This is a genomic window from Rathayibacter sp. PhB1, assembly GCF_004362935.1.
Lineage (GTDB): Bacteria > Actinomycetota > Actinomycetes > Actinomycetales > Microbacteriaceae > Rathayibacter > Rathayibacter festucae.
The window spans coordinates 416,548-440,158 of the sequence record NZ_SNYD01000004.1 but is presented as its reverse complement, the minus strand read 5'-3'; the positions used below and the strand labels follow the sequence as shown (position 1 = coordinate 440,158).

The following is a 23,611-nucleotide window of genomic DNA, read 5'->3' as shown; positions in this document are numbered from 1 at the left end:
GGACACTGATGGCCAACCCGCTGAAGAAGACGATGGTGTACCTCGGACTCGCCGACGAAGAGGTCGAGTACGAGCGTGCCGAGACCGTCGAGGCGGCCCCCGCGACAGCGCACCGCGCCCCGGTCTCCCCGGTCCAGCCGGTTCCGCCGGTCGAGCCGACCCCGCAGCAGCCCCGCGCGACGGTCACCCCGCTCCGCAAGCCCACCCCCCAGACCCCGAAGGCGACGGCACACGCTGAGATGAACGAGATCCTCACCGTCCACCCCAAGCAGTACCGCGACGCTCAGGTGATCGCGGAGAACTTCCGCGACGGCATCCCCGTCATCATCAACCTCTCGCAGATGAGCGACGCCGACGCGCGCCGCCTGATCGACTTCGCCAGCGGCCTCTCGCAGGGCCTCTACGGCCGCATCGAGCGCGTCACGAGCAAGGTGTTCCTCCTCTCCCCGTCGCACATCACGGTCGCGGGCGATTCGGCCTCCGCCGAGAGCGACGCCGACGCGTCGTTCTTCGCGAAGTCCTGATCCCGGGAGCCCTGTCGTTCGGTGAGCTCCGTCATCTCGCTCTTCGCGAGCGTCCTCTACTTCGCGCTCCTGCTGTACTTCTTCGCCATGTGGGCGCGGTTCGTCCTGGATCTCGTCCGGGTGATCCGCCGCGAATGGCGCCCCCGCGGCGTGGGACTCGTGGCGGCCGAGACCGTCTACACGGTCACGGATCCGCCGATCTCCTTCTTCCGCCGCGTGATCAAGCCGGTCTCGATCGGCCCGATCGCCCTCGACTTCGGCTGGAGCCTCACCATGCTCTGCGTCATCGTGGGCATGTACATCGCCACCTGGCTCCAGCGCGTCTGAGGCCCGGCGGTGCACGGGTCGCCCGCGTCCCCTGTATCGTTGGCGTCGATCGGACGTGCTCCGCTGTGCCCGCACTGCGCCGCGCGCTCCCAGTTGCTAGCTTTAGTCGTTGCTAGCTCCAGCCGAACGTTCTTGAACGTGTACCTACTTGAAATCGAAGGTGGAAAGCCATGGCGCTCACTCCCGAAGATGTTGTCAACAAGCGGTTCCAGCCGACGAAGTTCCGCGAGGGATACGACCAGGACGAGGTCGACGACTTCCTCGACGAGGTCGTCGTGGAGCTCCGCCGCCTGAACCAGGAGAACGAGGAGCTGCGCCAGCGCCTCTCCTCCGGTGACTCGCGGCCGATGGACGCCCCCGTCGCGTCCACGCCGGCCCCCGCTCCCGTGGTCGACGAGACCCCGGCTCCCGAGCCGGAGCCCGAGCCCGAGCCGGAGCCCACCCCGGCTCCCGCCCAGGCCGCTCCCGCCGCCTCGCAGTCGGCTCCGGTCGACGAGGCCGAGAGCTCCAGCGGACTCCTGCAGCTCGCGCGCCGTCTCCACGAGGAGCACGTCCGCGAGGGTGCCGACAAGCGCGACGCTCTCGTCGCCGAGGGCCGTGCCACCGCCGCGCGCATCGTCGCCGAGGCCGAGGCCAAGCAGCGTGCCCAGGTCGCGAAGCTCGAGGAGGAGCGCGCGACGGTCGAGCACCGCATCGACGAGCTCCGCACCTTCGAGCGCGAGTACCGCCAGAAGCTGAAGAGCTACATCGAGGGCCAGCTCCGCGACCTCGACACCCAGCCGGTGTCGGCCGAGTCGTCCTCGTTCCCCGGCTTTGGGGCGTAGCACCACCGCAGCGAACGTCAGGCCGAGGGTGCTCGTCACCCTCGGCCTCGTTGCGCTCGCGGTGTTCGCGATCGACCAGACCGCGAAGCACCTCGTCAGCACCGGGCTCACGCTCGGTGAGGACGTGCACGTCCTCGGCGACGTGCTGATCCTGCACTACGTGAAGAACCCCGGAGCCGCGTTCTCGCTCGCGAGCGGCTCCACCTGGATCTTCTCGATCATCGCCGCGTGCGTGGTCGTCGCCGTGATCTGGTTCTCCCGGCGCATCCGCTCGACGGCGTGGGCGCTGTTCTTCGGGCTGCTGCTCGGCGGCACGCTCGGCAACCTGTTCGACCGGCTCTTCCGCGAGCCGTCGTTCGGTCTCGGCCACGTGGTCGACTTCCTCTACACGCCGTGGCTGCTGCCGGCGATCTACAACGTCGCCGACATCGCGATCTGCACGGCGATGGGGCTCTTCGTGATCCTCAGCCTGCGCGGCGTGAACCTCGACGGCACGCGCACCTCGCGCAAGGCCGAGCAGGCCGCCGCGGAGGACGGTGCGGACACCGACAGCACCGCGGCGATCGACTCCGAGCCACGCGGCGGCGCCTGATGGTGCAGTCCCGCGCGCTGCCCGTCCCCGACGGACTCGCCGGCCTCCGCGCCGACGCGGCCGTCGGCAAGCTCCTCGGCTTCTCGCGCACCTTCGCCGCCGAGGTCATCGACGCCGGCGGCGTCACCGCCGACGGCCGGGTCCTCGACAAGAGCGACCGCGTCGCCGCGGGTGCCTGGCTGAGCGTCGAGTGGAGTCCCCGCGAGGAGCCGCGCATCGTCCCGATCGCGGTCCCCGACCTGGGGATCGTCCACGACGACGATGACATCGTGGTGATCGACAAGCCCGTCGGGGTCGCGGCGCACCCGGCCGTCGGCTGGGAGGGCCCGACCGTGCTCGGCGCCCTCGCCGCGGCCGGCTTCACGATCTCGACCTCCGGCGCCGCTGAGCGGGCGGGCATCGTGCACCGGCTCGACGCCGGCACGAGCGGCCTGATGGTCGTCGCGAAGTCCGAGCGCGCGTACACCCACCTCAAGCGCGTCTTCCACGACCGGCTGGTCGAGAAGATCTACCACGCCGTCGTGCAGGGGCACCCCGATCCGCTGACCGGCACGATCGACGCGCCGCTCGGGCGTCACCCCTCCTCGGACTGGAAGTTCGCGATCCGCGCCGACGGCAAGCCCTCGGTCACGCACTACGAGACGATCGAGGCGTTCCCCTTCGCCTCGCTCCTCGAGATCCGGCTCGAGACCGGACGGACGCACCAGATCCGGGTGCACATGGCGGCCCAGCGCCACCCCTGCGTGGGCGACGCGATGTACGGCGCCGACCCCACGCTCTCCAAGCGCCTCGGCCTCACCCGGCAGTGGCTGGACGCCGTGCGGCTGGCCTTCACCCACCCGGGCACGGGGGAGTGGGTGCAGTTCGAGGCGACCTACCCGGACGACCTCGCGCACGCGCTGGACGTCCTCCGCGGGGAGTGACGCGGGTAGACTTTCGGTCTCCCTACCCGCAGTCCGTCGGAGGCGCATCCTTTGCCGAGTAACGATTCCTTCGTCCACCTGCACGTGCACAGCGAGTACTCGATGCTCGACGGTGCCGCCCGGGTCAAGCCGCTGATCGACGCGGCGGTGGAGGAGGGCATGCCGGCGATCGCCGTCACCGACCACGGCAACGTGTTCGGCGCCTTCGACTTCTGGCGCACCGCGACCGCGGCGGGGATCAAGCCGATCATCGGCACCGAGGCGTACATCACCCCCGGGACGCACCGCTCGGACAAGACCCGGATCCGCTGGGGCGACGGCAGCGGAGACGACGTCTCCGGCTCGGGCGCCTACACGCACATGACGCTGCTGAGCTCGACGACGACCGGCATGCACAACCTCTTCCGGCTGTCCTCGCGCGCCTCGATCGAGGGCTACTACTTCAAGCCCCGGATGGACCGGGAGATCCTCGCCGAGCACTCCGAGGGCCTCATCGCGACCACCGGCTGCCCGAGCGGCGAGGTGCAGACGCGCCTGCGCCTCGGGCAGTACAAGGAGGCGCGCCAGGCGGCCGCGGACTACCGCGACATCTTCGGCAAGGAGAACTACTTCGCCGAGATCATGGACCACGGCCTCGAGATCGAGCGCCGCGTCATCGGCGACGTGATCCGGCTGGCGAAGGACCTCGATCTGCCGCTGGTCGCCACGAACGACCTGCACTACACCCACGCGCACGACGCCACCTCGCACGCGGCGCTGCTCTGCGTGCAGTCCGGCACCACACTCGACGACCCCAAGCGCTTCAAGTTCGACGCGGACGAGTTCTACCTCAAGTCCCCGCGCGAGATGCGCCAGGTCTTCCGCGACCATCCCGAGGCCTGCGACAACACGCTGCTGATCGCCGAGCGCTGCGACGTGCAGTTCGACACCTCCGCGAACTACATGCCGCGCTTCCCCGTCCCCGAGGGCGAGACCGAGGACACCTGGTTCGTGAAGGAGGTCGAGGCCGGGCTGAACGAGCGCTATCCGGACGGGATCTCCCAGGAGGTGCGCGACCGCGCGGACTACGAGACCCGCGTCATCCTGCAGATGGGCTTCCCGGGCTACTTCCTCGTCGTCGCCGACTTCATCAACTGGTCCAAGCGCAACGGCATCCGCGTCGGCCCGGGCCGCGGCTCCGGAGCCGGCTCGATGGCCGCCTACGCGATGAAGATCACCGACCTCGATCCGCTGAAGCACGGCCTGATCTTCGAGCGCTTCCTCAACCCCGACCGCGTCTCGATGCCCGACTTCGACGTCGACTTCGACGACCGTCGCCGCGGCGAGGTCATCCGCTACGTCACCGACAAGTACGGCGACGAGCGCGTCGCGCAGATCGTCACCTACGGCACCATCAAGGCGAAGCAGGCGCTCAAGGACGCCTCGCGCGTGCTCGGCTTCCCGTTCGGGATGGGCGAGAAGCTCACCAAGGCGATGCCGCCCGCGATCATGGGCAAGGACATCCCGCTGACCGGGATCAACGACCCCGAGCACCCGCGCTATAAGGAGGCGCTCGACGTCCGGAACGTCATCGCCGAGGACCCGCAGGCCAAGCTCGTCTTCGAGACGGCCCTGGGCCTGGAGAACCTCAAGCGCCAGTGGGGCGTGCACGCGGCCGGCGTGATCATGTCGAGCGATCCGCTCAAGGACATCATCCCGATCATGAAGCGGGAGCAGGACGGCCAGATCGTCACGCAGTTCGACTACCCCGCGTGCGAGTCGCTCGGCCTGATCAAGATGGACTTCCTGGGGCTGCGGAACCTCACGATCATCGACGACGCGCTCGACAACATCCGCGCCAACCGCGGTCAGGACCTCGTCCTCGAGGACCTCGCGCTCGACGACCCGGCCGCCTACGAGCTGCTGGCCCGCGGCGACACGCTCGGCGTCTTCCAGCTCGACGGCGGGCCGATGCGCGGGCTCCTGCGCCTGATGAAGCCCGACAACTTCGAGGACATCTCCGCGGTCCTCGCGCTCTACCGGCCGGGCCCGATGGGCGCCGACTCGCACACCAACTACGCACTGCGGAAGAACGGCGTCCAGGAGATCACGCCGATCCACCCGGAGCTCGAGGAGCCGCTCGCCGAGGTGCTCGGCGGCACCTACGGGCTGATCGTCTACCAGGAGCAGGTGATGTCGATCGCGCAGAAGCTCGCGGGCTTCACGCTGGCGCAGGCCGACCTGCTCCGCCGCGCGATGGGCAAGAAGAAGAAGTCCGAGCTGGACAAGCAGTTCGAGGGCTTCTCCGGCGGCATGGCCGACAACGGCTACTCGATGGCCGCGGTGAAGACCCTCTGGGACATCCTGCTGCCCTTCTCCGACTACGCGTTCAACAAGGCGCACTCGGCCGCGTACGGCGTCATCTCCTACTGGACCGCCTACCTCAAGGCGCACTTCCCCGCGGAGTACATGGCGGCGCTGCTCACGAGCGTCGGCGACTCCAAGGACAAGATGGCCGCCTATCTCAACGAGTGCCGGCGGATGGGCATCAAGGTGCTGCCGCCGGACGTCAACGAGTCGATCGGCTTCTTCACCGCAGTGGGGCCCGACATCCGCTTCGGCCTCGGTGCCGTCCGCAACGTCGGCACCAATGTCGTCGAGGGCATCCGGGTCGCCCGGGAGGAGAAGGGGCGTTTCGAGTCGTTCCACGACTTCCTCCGCAAGGTGCCGCTCCCGGTCGCGAACAAGCGCACCATCGAGTCGCTGATCAAGGCGGGCGCGTTCGACTCGCTCGGCTCGACCCGGCGCGCGCTCGTCGAGGTGCACGAGGACGCGGTCGAGGCCGCCGTCGGCGAGAAGCGCAACGAGGCCAACGGCCAGGTCGGCTTCGACTTCGACAGCCTCTGGGACGAGCCGCAGGCCGCGATCCAGGTACCGACCCGGCCGGAGTGGGCCAAGCGGGACAAGCTCGCCTTCGAGCGCGACATGCTCGGCCTCTACGTCTCCGACCACCCGCTCGCCGGGCTCGAGACGGAGCTGGCCAAGCACTACAGCACGACGATCGCCGACCTCCTGGTCTCGGAGTCGATCGGCGACGGCGAGACGGTGGTCGTCGCCGGACTCGTCACGAGCGTGCAGCACCGGATGGCGAAGGCCTCCGGCAACCAGTACGGGATGATCCAGGTCGAGGACTTCGGCGGCGAGATCACCTGCATGTTCATGGGCAAGGCGTACCAGGAGTTCGCTCCGGCGCTGACGAACGACTCCATCGTCGTCGTGCGCGGCCGCGTCAGCATGCGCGACGACGGGATGAACCTGCACGCGTTCAGCCTCTTCGCCCCCGAGATGAGCCAGGACGGCGACTCCGGCCCGCTGACCGTCTCGATGCCGGAGTCGCGCGCGACGACCGACACCGTCTCGCAGCTCAGCGACGTGCTCATCCGCCACTCCGGCCGCACCGAGGTCCGCCTCAAGCTGATCAAGGGCGACACGGCCCGCGTCTTCGAGGTGCCCTTCCCGGTCAGGATCACGCCGGACCTCTTCGGCGAGCTGAAGTCCTTGCTGGGCCCCAACTGCCTGTACTAGGCCGCGCCGCACATGCTGGTCGAGCAGCCGCGGAGCAGCGTATCGAGACCCGGTGACCGGCGTGCGGGCGGTGGTGGATCTCGATACGCCCGCTGCGCGGGCTACTCGATCAGCATGAGCGCCATGCTGGTCGAGTAGCCGCGCAGCGGCGTATCGAGACCCGGCGTCGGCGGCGCGGGAGGCGCCCGCGGGGGAGCGGCGCGAGCGCGGCCGGTAGGCTGGGGCGGCCATGATTCAGACTCTCGATCTGCGGGGGCGACGTCCGTCCGCCGCCGAGCTCCTCGCCCTCGTTCCGCGCAATCCGGGCACCTCCGCCGCCGTCGGGCCCGTCGTCGCCGAGCTGATCGCCGACGTCCGCGCGCGCGGCGCCGAGGCGCTGCTCGAGCAGGCGGAGCGCCTCGACGGCGTCCGCCCGCCGCACCTGCGCGTGCCCGCCGAGGAGATCGCCGCGGCGGTCCGCGACCTCGACCCCGCGATCCGCGCGGCCCTCGAGGAGGCGATCGTCCGCGTCCGCAAGGCCAGCGCCGCGCAGATCCCGCCGGCCCGCACCACGGTGCTCGACGACGGCGCCACGGTCACCCAGCGCTGGCAGCCGGTCGGCCGCGCCGGCCTCTACGTCCCCGGCGGCAAGGCCGTCTACCCCTCCAGCGTGATCATGAACGCCGTGCCCGCCCAGGCCGCCGGCGTCGGCTCCGTCGCGATCGCCTCGCCGCCGCAGAAGGCGTTCGGCGGCTCCGTGCACCCGACGATCCTCGCCGCCGCCGGCCTCCTCGGCGTCGACGAGGTGTACGCGATGGGCGGCGCGGGAGCGGTCGCCGCCCTCGCCTACGGCGTCGACTCCCTCGGCCTCGACCCGGTCAGCATCATCACGGGCCCCGGCAACGTCTGGGTCACCACCGCCAAGCGCCAGGTGCTGGGCCAGGTCGGCATCGACTCCGAGGCCGGACCCACCGAGATCCTCGTCATCGCCGACTCCAGCGCCGACCCGCGCCTGATCGCCGCCGATCTGGTCAGCCAGGCCGAGCACGACGAGGCCGCCTCCGCCGTGCTCGTCACCGACGACCCGGCCCTCGCCGAGGCCGTCGGCCGCGAGATCGTCGAGCAGGCCGCGCGCACCCACCACTCCGAGCGCGTCGGCATCGCGCTCTCCGGTCCGCAGTCGGCCCTCGTGATCGTCGACGACCTCGAGATCGCCTGCGCCTTCAGCGACGCCTACGGCCCCGAGCACCTCGAGCTGCACACCGTCGATCCCGAGGCCACCGCCGAGCGGATCCACGACGCCGGCGCCGTCTTCCTCGGCCCGACCACCCCGGTCAGCCTCGGCGACTACCTGGCCGGCTCCAACCACGTGCTGCCGACCCTCGGGCAGGCGCGCTTCTCCTCCGGGCTCGGCGCGCACACCTTCCTCCGCCCGCAGCAGCTCGTCTCCTACGACCGCGCCGCCCTGCAGCGGGTCGCCCCGCACATCCGCGCGCTGAGCGACGCCGAGGCGCTCCCCGCGCACGGCGACGCCGTCGACGCCCGTTTCGCCTGACCTCGAGAGGCACCCGAGATGTTCTGCCCCTTCTGCCGGCACCCCGACTCCCGCGTGATCGACTCGCGCACCAGCGACGACGGCCTCTCCATCCGCCGCCGCCGCCAGTGCCCGTCCTGCGGCCGCCGCTTCTCCACCACCGAGACGGCGAGCCTCGTCGTGATCAAGCGCAGCGGAGTCGTGGAGCCGTTCAGCCGCGAGAAGATCGTCAGCGGAGTCCGGAAGGCCTGCCAGGGCCGCCCGGTGACCGACACCGACCTCGCCGTGCTCGCCCAGCGGGTCGAGGAGAACCTCCGCTCCACCGGCGCCTCGCAGATCGACGCGAACGACATCGGGCTCGCCATCCTCGTCCCCCTCCGCGAGCTGGACGAGGTCGCCTACCTGCGCTTCGCGAGCGTCTACCAGGCGTTCGACTCCCTCGACGACTTCGAGTCGGCGATCGCCCTGCTGCGCGCCGAGCGCCCCGCCGCCCTGCACACCGCCGACGAGCTGTGAGGGCCGCCGTGTACCCGCTGCTGTTCTCCACCGTGCTCAAGCGCCTCGATCCCGAGCGGGCGCACCACCTCGCCTTCCCGGTGATCCAGGCGCTCGGCCCGGTCGCCCCGCTCGTCCGCCGGCTCACCGTGCCGCGCACCGACCTCTCGGTCGAGGCGCTCGGCCTGCGCTTCCGGACGCCGTTCGGCGTGGCCGCCGGCTTCGACAAGGACGCGACCGCCGTGCTCGGTCTCGGCGCGCTCGGCTTCGGCCACGTCGAGGTGGGCACGCTGACCGCCCGCGCCCAGCCCGGCAACGACCGCCCGCGGCTCTTCCGGCTGATCGCCGACCGCGCGCTGGTCAACCGGATGGGCTTCAACAACCACGGCGCCCGCGCGGCGGCCGGTCGCCTCGCCCGCCTGCGCAGTGCCCGGGGCCGCCCCGTGATCGGCGTCAACATCGGCAAGAGCCGGGTGGTCGACGTCGACGACGCGGTCGAGGACTACCTGGTCAGCGCCCGGATGCTCGCGCCGCTCGCCGACTACCTGGTCGTCAACGTCAGCTCGCCGAACACCCCGGGCCTGCGCGGCCTGCAGGAGATCGACAAGCTCGAGCCGCTGCTCGCCGCGGTCGCCGAGGCGGCCGACACGACGCCACTGCTGGTCAAGATCGCTCCGGACCTCTCCGACGAGGAGGTCGTCCGCGTCGCCGAGCTCGCGGTGCGACTCGGCCTCGCCGGTGTCATCGCCACGAACACCACCCTGTCCCGCGGGGGGCTGCGCACCGACCGCGCCGTCGTCGAGCGTGCGGGGGCGGGCGGGCTCTCCGGCGCTCCGCTCGCCGCGCGCGCACTCGAGGTGCTGCGGGTCATCCGCGGCGTCGTCCCCGAAGAGTTCTGCGTCGTCTCCGTCGGGGGAGTGGACACCGCGGAGGACGTGCAGGAGCGGCTCGACGCCGGCGCGACGCTGGTGCAGGGCTACTCGGCGTTCGTCTTCCGCGGCCCGCTCTGGGGCCGTCGGATCAACCGCGGGCTCGCCAGGCTGCGCGCCGCGTAGTCCGACGCCGCCGGACCGGTCCGGCCTCTGCCGGCCCGGTTCGCGCCGCCGGGTCAGGCCGGGAACGCGCCGCGCTTGACCTGAGGCTTGGGCAGGCGCATCACGCGCAGCTGCAGGGCGCGCATCGCGGCGTACCACGGGATGCCCTTCTCGACCTTGTCGGCGCCGCCGAAGCGCTCGGCGAGCTTCTTCTTCAGGCGGCGGCCCAGCAGGATGCAGTCGAGGACGGCGAGCAGGAAGAACGCCCACAGGATGATCAGCGTGAGCGAGGCGAGCTCGGGCTGCGGGAAGAAGCTGATCAGCAGCACGACGACCATCACCGGGATGAGGAACTCGCCGAAGCTGAAGCGCGCGTCGACGTAGTCGCGGACGTACTTGCGCTGCGGGCCCTTGTCGCGGACCGGCAGGTAGCGCTGGTCGCCGGCGGCCATGCCGACGCGGGCCTGCTCGCGCAGCTCCGCGGTCTTCACGCGGGCGTCCCGCGCGGCCTGCTTGCGGTCGGTCACGACCAGCGGACGCTTGCGGGCGAGCTCCTGCTCGCGGCGCGTCGGGGTCGGCCGGCCCTTCCCGATGGCCGTCACGTCGGCGTCGTCGGGGGTGTCGGGTGCGATCGGGTGCTTGGCCACAGGGGAACGTCCTTGGAATCGAGGGTCTCTTAAGATTACCTCCATGGCTCACGACGCTCCGACTCCGTCCTCCACCCTGTCCGCCGCCGAGGAGGAGGTGCTCGCCGCCGTGCGCGACGACCTGCCCCGCTCGCTCGGCGAGCTGGGCCGGCTCGTCCGGATCCCCTCCGTCTCCTGGGACGGCTTCGACGCCACCCGCGTCGCCGCCAGCGCCGAGGCGATCGCCGAGCTCGCCCGGGAGACGGGTGTCTTCGACGAGGTCTCGATCCGCAGCTCCACCATCTACGACTCCGACCTCCTCGGTCAGCCCGCCGTCCTCGCGACGCGGGCCGCCCGCAACGGCGCACCCACCGTCCTGCTCTACGCCCACCACGACGTCCAGCCGCAGGGGGCGGAGGAGGCGTGGGAGACGCCGCCGTTCGAGCCGACGGTGCGCGGCGACCGCCTCTACGGCCGCGGTGCCGCGGACGACAAGGCGGGCGTGGTCTCGCACCTCGCCGCGGTCCGGGCCCTGCGCCGGGTGGCCGGAGACGACCACGACCTCGGCCTCGTGCTCTTCATCGAGGGCGAGGAGGAGTTCGGCTCCCGCTCGTTCCCGACCTTCCTCCGCGAGCACCACGACGCGCTGCGGGCCGACGTGATCGTGGTCGCCGACAGCGACAACTGGGACATCGACACCCCCTCGCTCACCGTGGGCCTGCGCGGCAACGTCACGCTGACCCTCACCGTCCGCACCCTCGACCACGCCTCGCACTCCGGCATGCTCGGCGGCGCGGTGCCCGACGCGATGCTCGCGACGATCCGCCTCCTCGACACGCTCTGGAACGAGGACGGCTCGGTCGCGGTCGCCGGGCTCACCGAGCACGACGGTGTGGTCCCCGAGACCACCGAGGAGGACCTGCGCCGCGACTCCGGCCTCCTCGACGGGGTCTCGCCGATCGGCTCCGGTCCCCTCCTCTCCCGGATCTGGTCGAAGCCGTCGATCACGGTCACCGGCATCGACGCACCCAGCGTGGTGGACGCCTCCAACACCCTCAGCCCGTCCGTGCGGGTCAAGATCAGCGCCCGCATCGCTCCCGGCCAGGAGGCGCAGGAGGGCTTCACCGCCCTCGAGCGGCACCTGCGGGCGCACGCTCCGTTCGGCGCCCACCTCGAGATCGCCGACGTCGACACGGGGGAGCCCTTCCTGGTCGACACCTCGGGCTGGGCCGTCGGCCTGGTCGAGCAGGCGATGGCCGACGCCTGGGGCCGCGCGCCGCTGGAGACCAGCGTCGGCGGCAGCATCCCCTTCATCGCCGACCTCGTGCGCGAGTTCCCGGACGCGCAGATCCTGGTCACCGGCGTCGAGGACCCGGACTCGCGCGCGCACAGCCCGAACGAGTCCCTCCACCTCGGCGTCTTCCAGCGCGCGGCGCAGACGGAGGCGCTGTTCCTGCTGCGCGCCGCCGAGCACCGGGCCTGAGCGATTCGGAATAGCCCGGCCCGCGCCCGGGTTGCCACCGTAGAATCGTCGGCAGCACGCCGTCCGATCCCGCCAGCTCTGTTCCCGCTCGGCTCCGTTCCGACCGATCCCACCGAGGAGTGACATGTCCGACACGACACTGACCGCCAGCACCACCACCGCGGCGCACGGCGTCTCGATGACCCCCGTCGCCGCCGCGAAGGTGAAGAGCCTCCTCGAGCAGGAGGGCCGCGACGACCTGCGCCTGCGCGTCGCCGTCCAGCCCGGCGGCTGCTCCGGCCTGATCTACCAGCTCTACTTCGACGAGCGCACGCTCGACGGCGACGCGGCGGTCGAGTTCGAGGGCGTCGGCCTCGTCGTCGACAAGATGAGCGTCCCCTACCTCGACGGCGCCTCGATCGACTTCGAGGACACCATCCAGAAGCAGGGCTTCACCATCGACAACCCCAACGCCGGCGGCAGCTGCGCCTGCGGCGACAGCTTCCACTGATCGACCGCGGCGACACGCCGCACGGCCCGCTCGAACGGCGCCCGACTCCTCGCTCCGGCGGGCGGCCGGGCGCCGTTCGCCGTTGCAGCACCACTTCGGCGAGAGGTCAAGAGCGGGTGCCGGTGCACTCCCTGCCGACGACGGCGGGTAGGCTAGGGCCGGTCTAATACAGTTTCGTGTGAACTGGTCCCCAGTCTTCCGAAAGGTCACCGGTGCGCTTCAATCGCCGTCTCCGCCGATGGGTCGCAGTACCCGTCGCAGGAGCTCTCGCCCTCGTCCTCGCGGGCTGCACGCAGGAGCAGCTGCAGGGCTGGCTCCCCACTGAACCCGGCACGACGAACCACGTCGACCGGGTCATCGGACTCTGGGTCACCTCCTGGATCGTCCTGCTCGCCGTGGGTGTCATCACCTGGGGCCTGACGATCTGGGCGGTCGTCGTCTACCGCCGCCGGAAGGGCCAGACCGGCCTCCCGGTGCAGCTGCGCTACAACATGCCGATCGAGATCTTCTACACGATCGTGCCGCTGATCCTCGTGATCGGCTTCTTCGCCTTCACCGCGCGCGACCAGGCCGCCATCGAGCAGGCCTACGACGACCCGGACGAGACCATCCAGGTGTACGGCAAGCAGTGGGCGTGGGACTTCAACTACGTCGACGAGGACGTCTACTCCGCGGGCATCCAGGGCCAGTACGAGGACAGCGCCGACGGCGCCGGCTCGCTGGTCGAGTCCGAGGTCCCGACGCTCTACCTGCCGGTGAACCAGAAGATCAAGATCCAGCTCGACGCCCGCGACGTCATCCACTCCTTCTGGGTCGTCGACTTCCTTTACAAGAAGGACATGATCCCCGGCAAGACGAACTACATGTACGTCACGCCGCTCAAGGAGGGGACCTACGCCGGCAAGTGCGCCGAGCTCTGCGGCGAGTACCACTCCGCGATGCTCTTCAACGTGAAGGTCGTCTCGCAGGGCGAGTACGACGACTACATCCAGTCGCTGCGCGACGCGGGCCAGACCGGCCAGCTCGGTGCCGAGTACGACCGCAACAGCAACCTGCCAGGCACCGGCGCGCCGGCCCGCACCGAGAACGAGGAGTAGAGGGAGCATGAGCACCGCCACAGCACCCGCCCCGTCCCGCTCATTCGGCACACCGCCGGTCGAGCGCAAGGCGAACGTCCTCGTTCGCTGGATGACGTCCACCGATCACAAGGTCATCGGGTACATGTACCTGATCACCTCGTTCATCTACTTCTGCATCGCGGGCGTGATGGCCCTGGTCATCCGCGCCCAGCTCTTCGAGCCCGGCCTCGCCGTGGTCGAGACCCGCGAGCAGTACAACCAGCTCTTCACCATGCACGGCACGATCATGCTGCTGATGTTCGCGACGCCGCTCTTCGCGGGCTTCGCCAACGTCCTCATGCCGCTGCAGATCGGCGCTCCGGACGTCGCGTTCCCGCGGCTCAACGCGTTCGCCTACTGGCTCTACAGCTTCGGCTCGCTGATCGCGGTCGCCGGCTTCATCACCCCGCAGGGCGCCGCGTCCTTCGGCTGGTTCGCCTACGCGCCACTCTCGAGCACGACGTTCTCGCCAGGGCTCGGTGGCAATCTCTGGGTCTTCGGCCTGGCGCTGTCCGGCTTCGGCACGATCCTCGGTGCGGTGAACTTCATCACCACGATCATCACGATGCGCGCCCCCGGCATGACGATGTTCCGCATGCCGATCTTCACCTGGAACATCCTGGTGACGTCGATCCTCGTGCTGCTGGCCTTCCCGGTCCTCGCCGCCGCGATGTTCGCCCTCGGCGCCGACCGCGTGTTCGACGCGCACATCTACGACGCGGCCAACGGCGGCGTGCTGCTCTGGCAGCACCTGTTCTGGTTCTTCGGCCACCCCGAGGTGTACATCATCGCGCTGCCGTTCTTCGGCATCGTCTCCGAGGTCTTCCCGGTCTTCAGCCGCAAGCCGATCTTCGGCTACAAGACGCTGATCTACGCGACCATCGCGATCGCCGCCCTGTCCGTGACCGTGTGGGCGCACCACATGTACGTCACCGGCTCGGTCCTGCTGCCGTTCTTCTCGCTGATGACGATGCTCATCGCGGTCCCGACCGGCGTGAAGATCTTCAACTGGATCGGCACCATGTGGCGTGGATCGGTGACGTTCGAGACCCCGATGATCTGGGCGATCGGCTTCCTGATCACCTTCACCTTCGGTGGCCTCACCGGCGTCATCCTCGCCTCGCCGCCGCTGGACTTCCACGTGTCCGACTCGTACTTCGTCGTGGCGCACTTCCACTACGTGGTGTTCGGCACCGTCGTGTTCGCGATGTTCTCGGGCTTCTACTTCTGGTGGCCCAAGTGGACCGGCAAGATGCTGAACGAGACCCTGGGCAAGTGGCACTTCTGGCTGCTGTTCATCGGCTTCCACACCACCTTCCTCATCCAGCACTGGCTCGGAGTCGTGGGCATGCCCCGCCGCTACGCGAGCTACCTGCCCGAGGACGGCTTCACCTGGATGAACCAGCTGTCGACGATCGGCGCGATGATCCTCGCGGTCTCGCTGATCCCGTTCTTCCTCAACGTGTACATCACGGCCCGCAAGGCGCCGAAGGTCACCGTGAACGACCCGTGGGGCTTCTCCCGCTCGCTCGAGTGGGCGACCTCCTGCCCGCCGCCCCGGCACAACTTCACCTCCATCCCGCGCATCCGCAGCGAGGCTCCGGCCTTCGACCTCAACCACCCCGAGGCCGGCATCCCCGTCGGCATCGGTCCGGCGAAGGACGCTCCGGACGCCCCCACGTACGACAAGTCCGAAGGCACGGTGAAGTAGGGCCATGCGCGCCAACGTCAATCTGTTCTGGCTGCTCGCCGGGTTCTTCCTCCTCGCGGACGTCACCTACATCCTCTGGTCGCTGATCGACACCGGCCAGGTCGAGTGGGTCGGCACCGTGGGCATCGCGCTCTCGTCGGTGCTGGGCGGCTTCATCGCCTTCTACGTCGGCCGGGTGCACAAGGCCCAGGGCGCCGAGCTGCCCGAGGACCGCCTCGACGCCGACATCGACGACGGCGACCCCGAGCTGGGCTTCTTCAGCCCGTGGAGCTGGTGGCCGCTGATCCTGGGCGGCTCCGCCGCACTGGCCTTCCTCGGCCTCGCGGTCGGCTTCTGGATCACCTACATCGCGGTCGGCCTCTTCCTGGTCGCCATCGCCGGCTGGGTGTACGAGTACTACCGCGGGTACTTCGCCCGCTAGGCGGACGGCACGGCTCCGAGGGCCGGGTGCAGGAGGTTTCGACCTCCGGCACCCGGCCCTTTCGCATGGGGCGGGTGAGCCTGCAGGGCGGGCGTACCCGCAGGAACGGAAGCCGGCCGCGAGCGGACGCTGTGTGGGCTCTGAGGGGCGTCCTGAGGCTGATCCAGGTCCGCTCGAGCCGGCGCTGGGTCACGAGTGGGCCCGCAACGGCCCTCAGGCGGCGGCCTGCGTCCTCTCCGGTGGAATCCGGAGGGGGAAGCTCTCTTCATGCTGGTCGAGTAGCCCCGCAGGGGCGTATCGAGACCTGGCTTCCTCAGCGGGGCGGGTCTGCAGGCTTGTGCTCTGAGCGTGGTGGATCTCGATACGCCCGCTTCTCGGGCTACTCGATCAGCATCATCGACTCCACGCGACGAGGGCGTTCGACAGAGGCACGCTGACGCGGTGGTCCAGTAGTCCCGCAGCGGCGGTTCGAGACCCGTCTCTCTCCGCAGTGCGGGTCTGCGGACTGAGTCTTCTGGCGTGGGTTGATCTCGATACGCGACCTGCGGTCGCTACTCGATCAGCATGAGCGTGGCGGTGCTGTTCTTGCTGGTCGAGTAGCCCCAGAGGGGCGTATCGAGACCCGGCGTCCTCAGGAAGGCGGGTCTGCAGAGTCGTGTTCTGACGGTGGTGGTTCTCGATACGCGACCTGCGGTCGCTACTCGATCAGCATGAGGGCGGCTGTGCTGTCCGTGCTGGTCGAGTAGCCCCAGAGGGGCGTATCGAGACCCGCCGTCCTGAGGAGGGCGGGTCTGCAGAGTCGTGTTCTGACGGTGGTGGATCTCGATACGCCCGCGGCGCGGGCTACTCGATCAGCATGAGCGCGGCGGTGCTGTTCTTGCTGGTCGAGGAGCCCCGCAGGGGCGTATCGAGACCCGGCGTCCTCAAGAGGGCGGGTCTGTGGAGTCGTGTTCTGACGGTGGTGGATCTCGATACGCCCGATGCACGGGCTACTCGATCAGCATGAGCGCGGCGGTGCTGTTCTTGCTGGTCGAGTAGCCCCGCAGGGGCGTATCGAGACCCGGCGTCCTCAAGAGGGCGGGTCTGTGGAGTCGTGTTCGAACAGTGGTGGATCTCGATACGCCCGCTGCGCGGGCTACTCGATCAGCATGAGGGCGGCCGTGCTGTCCATGCTGGTCGAGTAGCCCCGCAGGGGCGTATCGAGACCCGGGGTCCTCAGGAGGGCGGGTCTGCAGGCTCGTGTCCTGACGGTGGTGGATCTCGATACGCCCGCTGTCGCGGGCTACTCGATCAGCATGGAGGGGTGCCTCCGCTGTGTGAGGGCGCCGCTGGATCAGCGGGGGTCCGTGCTTCGGGAGGGATGGTCGAACAGGGGACGACGAAGGGCCCGGACGCTGTGTGTCCGGGCCCTTCGGGGGAGGAGTCAGTGCTCGCTGTGCGAGCTCTCGAGCTCCTTCTGGGTGACGGGGGTGATCCGGTCCTCGAAGAACCAGCGGGAGAGGCCGGCGCGCACGCGCTCCGGGGCGGTGATGCGGCCGCGGGAGTCCGGGCGGATCATGAGGGGCTCGTACTCCTCCTGGCCGACCAGCTTCCAGCGCTCGTACGCGTCGAGCTGCTGGTGCACCTCGATGAACTCGCCGCCGGGGAGGCGGACGATGCGGCCGGACTCGAAGCCGTGCAGGGCGATCTCGCGGTCCTTCTTCTGCAGGGCCAGGCAGATGCGCTTCGTGACGAAGTACGCGATGACCGGACCGGCGAAGAGGAGGAACTGCAGGGCGTGGATGACGCCCTCCATCGTGAGGTGGAAGTGCGTCGCGATGATGTCGGAGGACGCCGCAGCCCAGAGGACGGCGTAGAACGTGACTCCGGCGGCACCGATCGCGGTGCGGGTGGCGGCGTTGCGCGGGCGGTCGAGCAGGTGGTGCTCGCGCTTGTCACCGGTGATCCAGGCCTCGAGGAACGGGTAGAGCAGGACGACGACGATGAACAGACCGACCACGGAGAGCGGCAGGAGGATGTTGAACGAGATCGTGCCCAGGCCCGGGATCGCCCACTCGAGTCCCGGCGGGACCAGACGCAGGGCACCGTCGGCGAAGCCGATGTACCAGTCGGGCTGGGTGCCGGCGGAGACGGGGGAGGGGTCGTACGGGCCGTAGTTCCAGATCGGGTTGATCGTGAACAGCGAGGCGATGAGGACGACGACACCGAAGACGATGAAGAAGAATCCACCGGCCTTGGCCGCGTAGACCGGGAGCACCGGGTAGCCGACGACGTTCTGCTCGGTCTTGCCCGCACCGGGGAACTGGGTGTGCTTGTGGACGACCACGAACACGAGGTGCAGGGCGATGAACGCGAGCACCAGCGCCGGCAGCAGCAGGATGTGCAGCGTGTAGAGGCGGCCGACGATGTCGGTGCCGGGGAACTCGCCGCCGAAGAGGAGGAACGAGACCCAGGTGCCGACGATCGGGATGCCCTTGACCATGCCGTCGATGATGCGGAGGCCGTTGCCCGAGAGCAGGTCGTCCGGGAGGGAGTAGCCGGTGAAGCCCTCGGCCATCGCGAGGATGAAGAGGACGAAGCCGATGACCCAGTTGATCTCGCGCGGCTTGCGGAACGCACCGGTGAAGAAGATGCGGAGCATGTGCAGGCCGATCGAGGCCACGAACAGCAGGGCCGCCCAGTGGTGGATCTGGCGCATCAGCAGGCCGCCACGGATGTCGAACGAGATGTCGAGCGACGAGGCCATCGCCGCGGACATCTCGATGCCCTTGAGCGGCAGGTAGCTGCCCTCGTAGTGCGTCTCGACCATGGAGGCCTGGTAGAAGAAGGTGAGGAAGGTGCCCGAGAGCAGGATGATCACGAAGCTGTAGAGCGCGACCTCGCCGAGGAGGAACGACCAGTGGTCCGGGAAGATCTTGCGGCCGAACTCCTTGACGACCGCCGAGATGCTCGTGCGCTCGTCGATGTAGTTGGAGGCCTTGCCGACGTATCCCTTCTGCAGCTTGCCGCTGCCGAGGATGACGCCGTCGCCGGGCTCCGCGGGCGATGCCGCGGGGCGGGAAGGTGTGGTGGTGGACATGTGTGTCATCGCTCCCAGAAGGATGGTCCGACCGGCTCCGTGAAGTCGCTGCGGGCGACCAGGTATCCGTCGGCGTCGATGGTGATGGGGAGCTGCGGAAGCGGGCGCTTCGCAGGACCGAAGATGACCTCGGCCTCGCGCTTGATGTCGAACTGCGACTGGTGGCACGGGCACAGGAGGTGGTGGGTCTGCTGCTCGTACAGCGCCACGGGGCAGCCGACGTGCGTGCAGATCTTGGAGTAGGCGACGATGCCGTCGTAGTTCCAGGTCTCGCGACCCTCGCTGACGGTCAGGTCCTCGGGCTTCAGGCGCATCAGGAGGACGGCGGCCTTGGCCTTCTCCTCCAGCTTGCCCTCGACCTCGTCGAGTCCCTCGGGGATGACGTGGAAGGCGGAGCCCAGCGTGACGTCCGATGCGAGGATCGGCGCTCCGGAGGGGTCCAGGGTGAGCCGCGTGCCCTCGCGCCACATCGTGGTCTTGAGGAGGGCGACGGGGTTCTGGTCCTGCGGTCCGAGGCCTCGGAACAGGATCACGGCGGGCAGGGGGAAGACGATCAGCGAGCCGATGAGGCTGTTGCGGATCAGCGAGCGCCGGCCGAAGCCGGACTCCTTGTCGGACTGGTCGAAGATCTCGAGCGCGCGGGCACGGGTGTCCTCCGCGCTGCGGACGGGGTGGCGGATGTCGATGCCCTCGTGGTCGGACATCAGCTGCTTGCCCCAGTGGACGGCGGCGATGCCGATGCCCAGGAGCGCCAGCGACATGCCGAGGCCGATGAACAGCGTGTTCAGCCGGACCGACTCGATGCTCTCCGTGATCGGGAACGCCATGTAGGCGGCCACCGCGAAGATCGAGCCCGCGAAGGAGAGGTAGAAGAGCGTGTAGACCGTGCGCTCGGCCCGCTTCGCGACCTTGGGGTCGACGTCGGTCATCCGGGGGCGGTGCGGCGGGAGGCCCGGGTCCTGGACGCGGTCCCGCGTCACGACCGCGGTGCCGGCCGGAGCACTCCCGTGCCCGGTGGCCGACGAGGTGGCGAGGTCGGTGCCACCCTCATCGTGCTCTGCCATGGTTCTCCTTTTCACGCCGTGTCGACGCCGCTCGGCGTCGTGGGGGTCGAGCGCCCGCCAGGGCGCCGGTGTCTGCTAGTTGGATCGTGCGGTGATCCACACCGTCAGGGCGACGATGGAACCGAGTCCGAAGATCCAGAGGAAGAGGCCTTCGGCGACGGGGCCGAGGGAGCCCAGGGCGAATCCGCCCGGGGAGGGGTTGGCCTCGATGTACTTGAGGTAGGAGATGATGTCGCGCTTGTCTTCCGGCGAGATGTTGAGGTCGTTGAAGACCGGCATGTTCTGCGGGCCGGTGACCATCGCCTCGTAGATGTGCGCCTCGGTGACGCCGCCCAGCGGGGGAGCGAACTTGCCCTCGGTCAGCGCGCCGCCGGCTCCGGCGACGTTGTGGCACATCGCGCAGTTGATTCGGAAGAGCTCGGCGCCGTTGGCCGAGTCGCCCTGGGCGTCGAGGACCTCGCCGGTGGGGATGGCGGGGCCGGGCGCCAGCGAGGCGACGTAGGCCGCCAGCTCGGCGACCTGGTCATCGGTGAACTGCACCGGCTTCTCGAGGGCCTGCGGGCCGTGCATCTGCATCGGCATGCGGCCGGTGCCGACCTGGAAGTCGACCGAGGCGGCGCCGACGCCGATCAGCGACGGGGCGTTGTCGGTGCCCGCGGCGTCGAGGCCGTGGCAGGTGGCGCAGTTGGCGGCGAAGAGCTTCGAGCCCTCGTCGATCGTCTGCTGGCTGGTGGCCGAGGTCTCCGCGGAGGCGGAGGTCGCGACGCCGACGGCCGCGTAGGTGCCGCCGGTGAGGCCGAGGCCGATCGCGATCAGGGCCAGCGTGGCCAGGGGGTGACGGCGACCCTTCTTGGCGCGGCTCTTCGTCTTCGGGGAGGCCATCGAGGCAACCTTCCTGCGGGGTTCGGGAGTGTGGTGGGGCATGGAGGCGGCTGGCCTCACTTCAGGAAGTAGATGACGACGAAGAGGCCGACCCAGACGACGTCGACGAAGTGCCAGTAGTAGGACACGACGATCGCGCTGGTCGCCTCCTTGTGGCCGAAGTTCTTGACGGCGAAGGCGCGGCCGATGACGAGCAGGAAGGCGATGAGCCCGCCGGTCACGTGCAGGGCGTGGAAGCCGGTGGTGAGGTAGAACGCGGAGCCGTAGGCGTTGCTCGAGAGCGTGACGCCCTCCGAGACGAGGGTCGCGTACTCGAGGACCTGGCCGCAGACGAAGACAGCGCCGAGGGCGTAGGTGAGGAAGAACCACTCGACCATGCCCCACTTGAACGGGCTGAGCCCGGTGGACCGGGGCTGCAGGCGCTCGGCGGCGAAGACGCCGAACTGGCAGGTGAACGACGAGGCGACCAGGATCACCGTGTTGACGCTCGCGTAGGGGACGTTCAGGATGCTGGTCTCGGCCGACCACAGCTCCGGTGAGGTGCTGCGGAGGGTGAAGTAGATCGCGAACAGGCCCGCGAAGAACATGACCTCGCTGCCCAGCCAGACGATCGTTCCGACCGCGACCGGGTTGGGTCGGTTCACTGCGGGCACGGTGGCCGTGGGGGAGAGAGAGGTGCTCGTCACACAGACCATTATGGACGATCGCAAGGGGGGGAACTCGCACTTCCCGTGGGGCCTTCGTAGTCGCATAATCTGAGAGCCATGTCGGAAACCCTGTCCTGGCCGCTCATTCTCGGCTCCCTCCTCGACTCCTCCGATCTCTCGGTGTCGGAGGCGACCTGGGCCATGGAGCGGGTGATGCAGGGCGAGGCCACGCCGGCGCAGCTCGCGGGCCTGCTGATCGCGCTGCGCGCCAAGGGCGAGACGGTCGACGAGATCGTCGGCTTCCGCGACGCGATCCTCGAGCACGCGGTGCCGCTGGACGTGGATCCGATGGCCCTCGACATCGTCGGGACCGGCGGGGACCGCTTCGGCACGGTCAACATCTCCTCCACCGCGTCCATCATCGCGGCGGCCGCGGGCACGCCGGTCGTCAAGCACGGGAATCGTGCGGCGTCCTCCTCCTCGGGCTCCTCGGACGTGCTCGCGGCGCTCGGCGTCGATCTGACGCTCTCCGCCGACCGGGTGGCCGAGGTGTTCCGCCGGACGGGGATCGCCTTCGTCTTCGCCGCGATGTTCCACCCCGGCTTCCGCCACGCGGGGCCCGTGCGGGCCGAGCTCGGCGTGCCGACCGTCTTCAACTTCCTCGGGCCGCTCTGCAATCCGGCGCGGCCGGAGGCGTCCGCCGTCGGGGTCGCGCACCTGGACCGGGTCCCGCTCTTCGTCGGGGTGTTCCAGACCCGCGGCGCGACCGCGCTGGTCTTCCGCGGCGACGACGGGCTCGACGAGCTGACGACCACCGGTCACAGCCACATCTGGGAGGTCTCGCGCGGCTCGGTCGTCGAGCACGACCTCGACCCGCGCGACCTCGGCCTGCGCCGCGCGAGCATCGACCAGCTCCGCGGGCGCGACGCCGCCTACAACGCGCAGGTCGTCCGCTCGGTCCTGGCCGGCGAGGAGGGGCCGGTGCGGGACATCGTGCTGCTGAACGCGGCGGCGGGACTGATCGCGTTCGATCTGGCGCGCGACCCGGGGCTGATCCGGACGGCGATCCTCGACCGCCTCCGCTCGGCGCTCGACCGCGCCGCGCAGGCGGTCGACTCGGGTGCCGCGACGGCGAAGCTGGACCAGTGGGTCGAGGAGACCCGGCGCGGCGCCTGAGCCGCGCGGCCGGGCCTGCGCGAGCCGGGACGGCGGGCGTAACGTGGAGCCGCTGTCCGCGACGGAGCGGAGCGCCCTGGAGGAGACCTCGATGAAGAAGCTCATCAACGACCCGAAGAACGTCGTCGCGGAGTCCGTGGCCGGATTCGGCCTCGCGCACGCCGACCTGGTGCGGGTCGAGCCCGATCCGCTGTTCGTGGTGCGCGTCGACGCTCCTCGGCAGGGGAAGGTCGGCATCGTCAGCGGCGGCGGCAGCGGGCACGAGCCCCTGCACGCCGGCTTCGTCGGCGTCGGCATGCTCGATGCCGCGGTGCCCGGGCCGGTGTTCACCTCGCCCACTCCCGATCCCATCGTCGCCGCCACGAAGGCGGTCGACGGCGGTGCGGGCGTCCTGCACATCGTGAAGAACTACACCGGCGACGTGCTCAACTTCGAGACGGCGGCCGATCTGGCCCTCGCCGACGACGTGGAGGTCCGCTCGGTGATCGTCGACGACGACGTGGCCGTCAAGGACTCCCTCTACACGGCGGGGCGCCGCGGGGTGGCCGGGACGGTGATGGTGGAGAAGATCGCCGGAGCGGCCGCCGAGCGCGGCGACTCGCTGGACGAGGTGGCGGCGATCGCCGAGACGGTCGTCGCGAACGTCCGCTCGATGGGCGTCGCGCTGCGGCCCTGCACGGTGCCGCACGCGGGGGAGCCGAGCTTCGAGCTGGCCGAGGACGAGATCGAGATCGGCATCGGCATCCACGGCGAGCCCGGCCGCGAGCGGATCCCGCTCGAGCCGGCCGACCGGATCGTCGACCGCCTGCTCGCGCCGATCCTCGAGGACCTGCCCCTCTCCTCCGGCGACGACGTGCTCCTCTTCGTGAACGGACTGGGCGGCACCCCGCAGGTCGAGCTCTACCTCGTCTACCGGCGCGCCGCGGAGGTGCTGGCCGAGAAGGGCGTGACGGTGCGGCGCAGCCTGGTCGGCAGCTACGTCACCTCGCTGGAGATGCAGGGGGTCTCGATCACGCTGCTGAAGCTGGACGACGCGCTGACGGAGCTCTGGGACGCACCGGTGCAGACCGCGGCGCTGCGCTGGGGACGCTGAGCGGCCCCGAGCAGAGGGCGGGCGC

Annotated in this window: 21 protein-coding genes; 16 read left to right on the top strand and 5 right to left on the bottom strand. The window is 69.8% G+C overall.

Translation table 11 applies throughout. The features are described from left to right. Positions 1–8: 8 nt before the first annotated feature. The 9 genes from sepF (at position 9) to EDF17_RS12435 (ending at position 9,817) form a co-directional block, all read left to right on the top strand. Complete coding sequence (gene sepF / locus EDF17_RS12475) at positions 9–524, top strand: cell division protein SepF (RefSeq protein WP_123446142.1); 516 nt, start codon at positions 9–11, stop codon at positions 522–524. A gap of 21 nt (positions 525–545) precedes the next feature. Continuing rightward, the gene (locus tag EDF17_RS12470) at positions 546–851 is read left to right on the top strand and encodes a YggT family protein (protein ID WP_260300677.1); all 306 of its coding nucleotides are present in this window, start codon (positions 546–548) and stop codon (positions 849–851) included. A gap of 170 nt (positions 852–1,021) precedes the next feature. After that, positions 1,022–1,675 (top strand): DivIVA domain-containing protein, encoded by a 654-nt coding sequence (locus EDF17_RS12465; RefSeq protein ID WP_123446143.1) that lies wholly within the window; start codon positions 1,022–1,024, stop codon positions 1,673–1,675. A gap of 28 nt (positions 1,676–1,703) precedes the next feature. Then, the gene (lspA, locus tag EDF17_RS12460) at positions 1,704–2,267 is read left to right on the top strand and encodes a signal peptidase II (RefSeq protein WP_123446144.1); all 564 of its coding nucleotides are present in this window, start codon (positions 1,704–1,706) and stop codon (positions 2,265–2,267) included. A 2-nt stretch (positions 2,268–2,269) separates the two neighbouring features. Further along, on the top strand, positions 2,270–3,190 hold the full coding sequence (locus EDF17_RS12455; RefSeq protein WP_123446553.1) for an RluA family pseudouridine synthase: 921 nt from the start codon (positions 2,270–2,272) through the stop codon (positions 3,188–3,190). 51 nt (positions 3,191–3,241) lie between these two features. Next, entirely contained in the window at positions 3,242–6,754 is a 3,513-nt protein-coding gene (gene dnaE, locus EDF17_RS12450; protein WP_123446145.1) for a DNA polymerase III subunit alpha, read from the top strand. Positions 6,755–6,983: 229 nt separating this feature from the next. After that, entirely contained in the window at positions 6,984–8,288 is a 1,305-nt protein-coding gene (hisD, locus tag EDF17_RS12445; RefSeq protein ID WP_123446146.1) for a histidinol dehydrogenase, read from the top strand. An 18-nt stretch (positions 8,289–8,306) separates the two neighbouring features. Continuing rightward, positions 8,307–8,783, top strand: coding sequence for a transcriptional regulator NrdR (gene nrdR, locus EDF17_RS12440; RefSeq protein ID WP_123446147.1), 477 nt, complete (start codon positions 8,307–8,309; stop codon positions 8,781–8,783). Positions 8,784–8,791: 8 nt separating this feature from the next. Next, the gene (locus EDF17_RS12435; RefSeq protein ID WP_123446148.1) at positions 8,792–9,817 is read left to right on the top strand and encodes a quinone-dependent dihydroorotate dehydrogenase; all 1,026 of its coding nucleotides are present in this window, start codon (positions 8,792–8,794) and stop codon (positions 9,815–9,817) included. A 53-nt stretch (positions 9,818–9,870) separates the two neighbouring features. Here EDF17_RS12435 and EDF17_RS12430 read toward each other — a convergent pair whose 3' ends face one another. Next, on the bottom strand, positions 9,871–10,443 hold the full coding sequence (locus EDF17_RS12430; protein WP_243587142.1) for a DUF3043 domain-containing protein: 573 nt from the start codon (positions 10,441–10,443) through the stop codon (positions 9,871–9,873). Between the two features lie 43 nt (positions 10,444–10,486). On the opposite strand from EDF17_RS12430, the gene EDF17_RS12425 reads away from it, so the two are divergent. The 5 genes from EDF17_RS12425 to EDF17_RS12405 all read left to right on the top strand — a co-directional run bounded on the left by EDF17_RS12425 (position 10,487) and on the right by EDF17_RS12405 (position 15,645). Further along, positions 10,487–11,905, top strand: a complete 1,419-nt coding sequence (locus EDF17_RS12425; protein ID WP_123446150.1) for a dipeptidase — start codon at positions 10,487–10,489, stop codon at positions 11,903–11,905. 124 nt (positions 11,906–12,029) lie between these two features. Beyond that, on the top strand, positions 12,030–12,395 hold the full coding sequence (erpA, locus tag EDF17_RS12420; protein ID WP_123446151.1) for an iron-sulfur cluster insertion protein ErpA: 366 nt from the start codon (positions 12,030–12,032) through the stop codon (positions 12,393–12,395). A gap of 212 nt (positions 12,396–12,607) precedes the next feature. Next, the gene (coxB, locus tag EDF17_RS12415) at positions 12,608–13,492 is read left to right on the top strand and encodes a cytochrome c oxidase subunit II (RefSeq protein WP_123446152.1); all 885 of its coding nucleotides are present in this window, start codon (positions 12,608–12,610) and stop codon (positions 13,490–13,492) included. A gap of 7 nt (positions 13,493–13,499) precedes the next feature. Beyond that, positions 13,500–15,224, top strand: coding sequence for a cytochrome c oxidase subunit I (gene ctaD / locus EDF17_RS12410; RefSeq protein WP_123446153.1), 1,725 nt, complete (start codon positions 13,500–13,502; stop codon positions 15,222–15,224). A 4-nt stretch (positions 15,225–15,228) separates the two neighbouring features. After that, the gene (locus EDF17_RS12405; protein ID WP_123446154.1) at positions 15,229–15,645 is read left to right on the top strand and encodes a cytochrome c oxidase subunit 4; all 417 of its coding nucleotides are present in this window, start codon (positions 15,229–15,231) and stop codon (positions 15,643–15,645) included. Between the two features lie 1,423 nt (positions 15,646–17,068). Here the strand turns inward: EDF17_RS12405 and EDF17_RS12400 are convergent. The 4 genes from EDF17_RS12400 to EDF17_RS12385 all read right to left on the bottom strand — a co-directional run bounded on the left by EDF17_RS12400 (position 17,069) and on the right by EDF17_RS12385 (position 21,365). Continuing rightward, positions 17,069–18,724 carry a cytochrome bc complex cytochrome b subunit gene (locus tag EDF17_RS12400; protein ID WP_123446155.1) on the bottom strand — a complete coding sequence of 552 codons (1,656 nt, stop codon included), beginning with the start codon at positions 18,722–18,724 and terminating at the stop codon, positions 17,069–17,071. A gap of 5 nt (positions 18,725–18,729) precedes the next feature. Beyond that, positions 18,730–19,788 (bottom strand): Rieske 2Fe-2S domain-containing protein, encoded by a 1,059-nt coding sequence (locus EDF17_RS12395; protein ID WP_123446156.1) that lies wholly within the window; start codon positions 19,786–19,788, stop codon positions 18,730–18,732. A gap of 75 nt (positions 19,789–19,863) precedes the next feature. Then, positions 19,864–20,670 (bottom strand): c-type cytochrome, encoded by an 807-nt coding sequence (locus EDF17_RS12390; protein WP_123446157.1) that lies wholly within the window; start codon positions 20,668–20,670, stop codon positions 19,864–19,866. Positions 20,671–20,726: 56 nt separating this feature from the next. Beyond that, positions 20,727–21,365 (bottom strand): heme-copper oxidase subunit III, encoded by a 639-nt coding sequence (locus EDF17_RS12385; RefSeq protein WP_123446158.1) that lies wholly within the window; start codon positions 21,363–21,365, stop codon positions 20,727–20,729. Positions 21,366–21,434: 69 nt separating this feature from the next. Between EDF17_RS12385 and trpD the strand changes: the two genes are divergently transcribed. Together trpD and dhaK are read left to right on the top strand one after the other, a co-directional pair. Next, positions 21,435–22,493 carry an anthranilate phosphoribosyltransferase gene (trpD, locus tag EDF17_RS12380; protein WP_123446159.1) on the top strand — a complete coding sequence of 353 codons (1,059 nt, stop codon included), beginning with the start codon at positions 21,435–21,437 and terminating at the stop codon, positions 22,491–22,493. 91 nt (positions 22,494–22,584) lie between these two features. After that, positions 22,585–23,586, top strand: coding sequence for a dihydroxyacetone kinase subunit DhaK (dhaK, locus tag EDF17_RS12375; RefSeq protein WP_123446554.1), 1,002 nt, complete (start codon positions 22,585–22,587; stop codon positions 23,584–23,586). Positions 23,587–23,611 lie beyond the last annotated feature (25 nt).

Excerpts from the sequence above, each read along its gene's own strand:
- sepF (WP_123446142.1), top strand. The coding sequence starts at position 9 with ATGGCCAACCCGCTGAAGAAGACGATGGTGTACCTCGGACTCGCCGAC.
- EDF17_RS12465 (WP_123446143.1), top strand. The coding sequence starts at position 1,022 with ATGGCGCTCACTCCCGAAGATGTTGTCAACAAGCGGTTCCAGCCGACG.
- hisD (WP_123446146.1), top strand. The coding sequence starts at position 6,984 with ATGATTCAGACTCTCGATCTGCGGGGGCGACGTCCGTCCGCCGCCGAG.
- nrdR (WP_123446147.1), top strand. The coding sequence starts at position 8,307 with ATGTTCTGCCCCTTCTGCCGGCACCCCGACTCCCGCGTGATCGACTCG.
- EDF17_RS12425 (WP_123446150.1), top strand. The coding sequence starts at position 10,487 with ATGGCTCACGACGCTCCGACTCCGTCCTCCACCCTGTCCGCCGCCGAG.
- erpA (WP_123446151.1), top strand. The coding sequence starts at position 12,030 with ATGTCCGACACGACACTGACCGCCAGCACCACCACCGCGGCGCACGGC.
- ctaD (WP_123446153.1), top strand. The coding sequence starts at position 13,500 with ATGAGCACCGCCACAGCACCCGCCCCGTCCCGCTCATTCGGCACACCG.
- EDF17_RS12405 (WP_123446154.1), top strand. The coding sequence starts at position 15,229 with ATGCGCGCCAACGTCAATCTGTTCTGGCTGCTCGCCGGGTTCTTCCTC.
- EDF17_RS12400 (WP_123446155.1), bottom strand. The coding sequence starts at position 18,724 with ATGTCCACCACCACACCTTCCCGCCCCGCGGCATCGCCCGCGGAGCCC.
- EDF17_RS12395 (WP_123446156.1), bottom strand. The coding sequence starts at position 19,788 with ATGGCAGAGCACGATGAGGGTGGCACCGACCTCGCCACCTCGTCGGCC.
- EDF17_RS12390 (WP_123446157.1), bottom strand. The coding sequence starts at position 20,670 with ATGGCCTCCCCGAAGACGAAGAGCCGCGCCAAGAAGGGTCGCCGTCAC.
- EDF17_RS12385 (WP_123446158.1), bottom strand. The coding sequence starts at position 21,365 with ATGGTCTGTGTGACGAGCACCTCTCTCTCCCCCACGGCCACCGTGCCC.
- trpD (WP_123446159.1), top strand. The coding sequence starts at position 21,435 with ATGTCGGAAACCCTGTCCTGGCCGCTCATTCTCGGCTCCCTCCTCGAC.
- dhaK (WP_123446554.1), top strand. The coding sequence starts at position 22,585 with ATGAAGAAGCTCATCAACGACCCGAAGAACGTCGTCGCGGAGTCCGTG.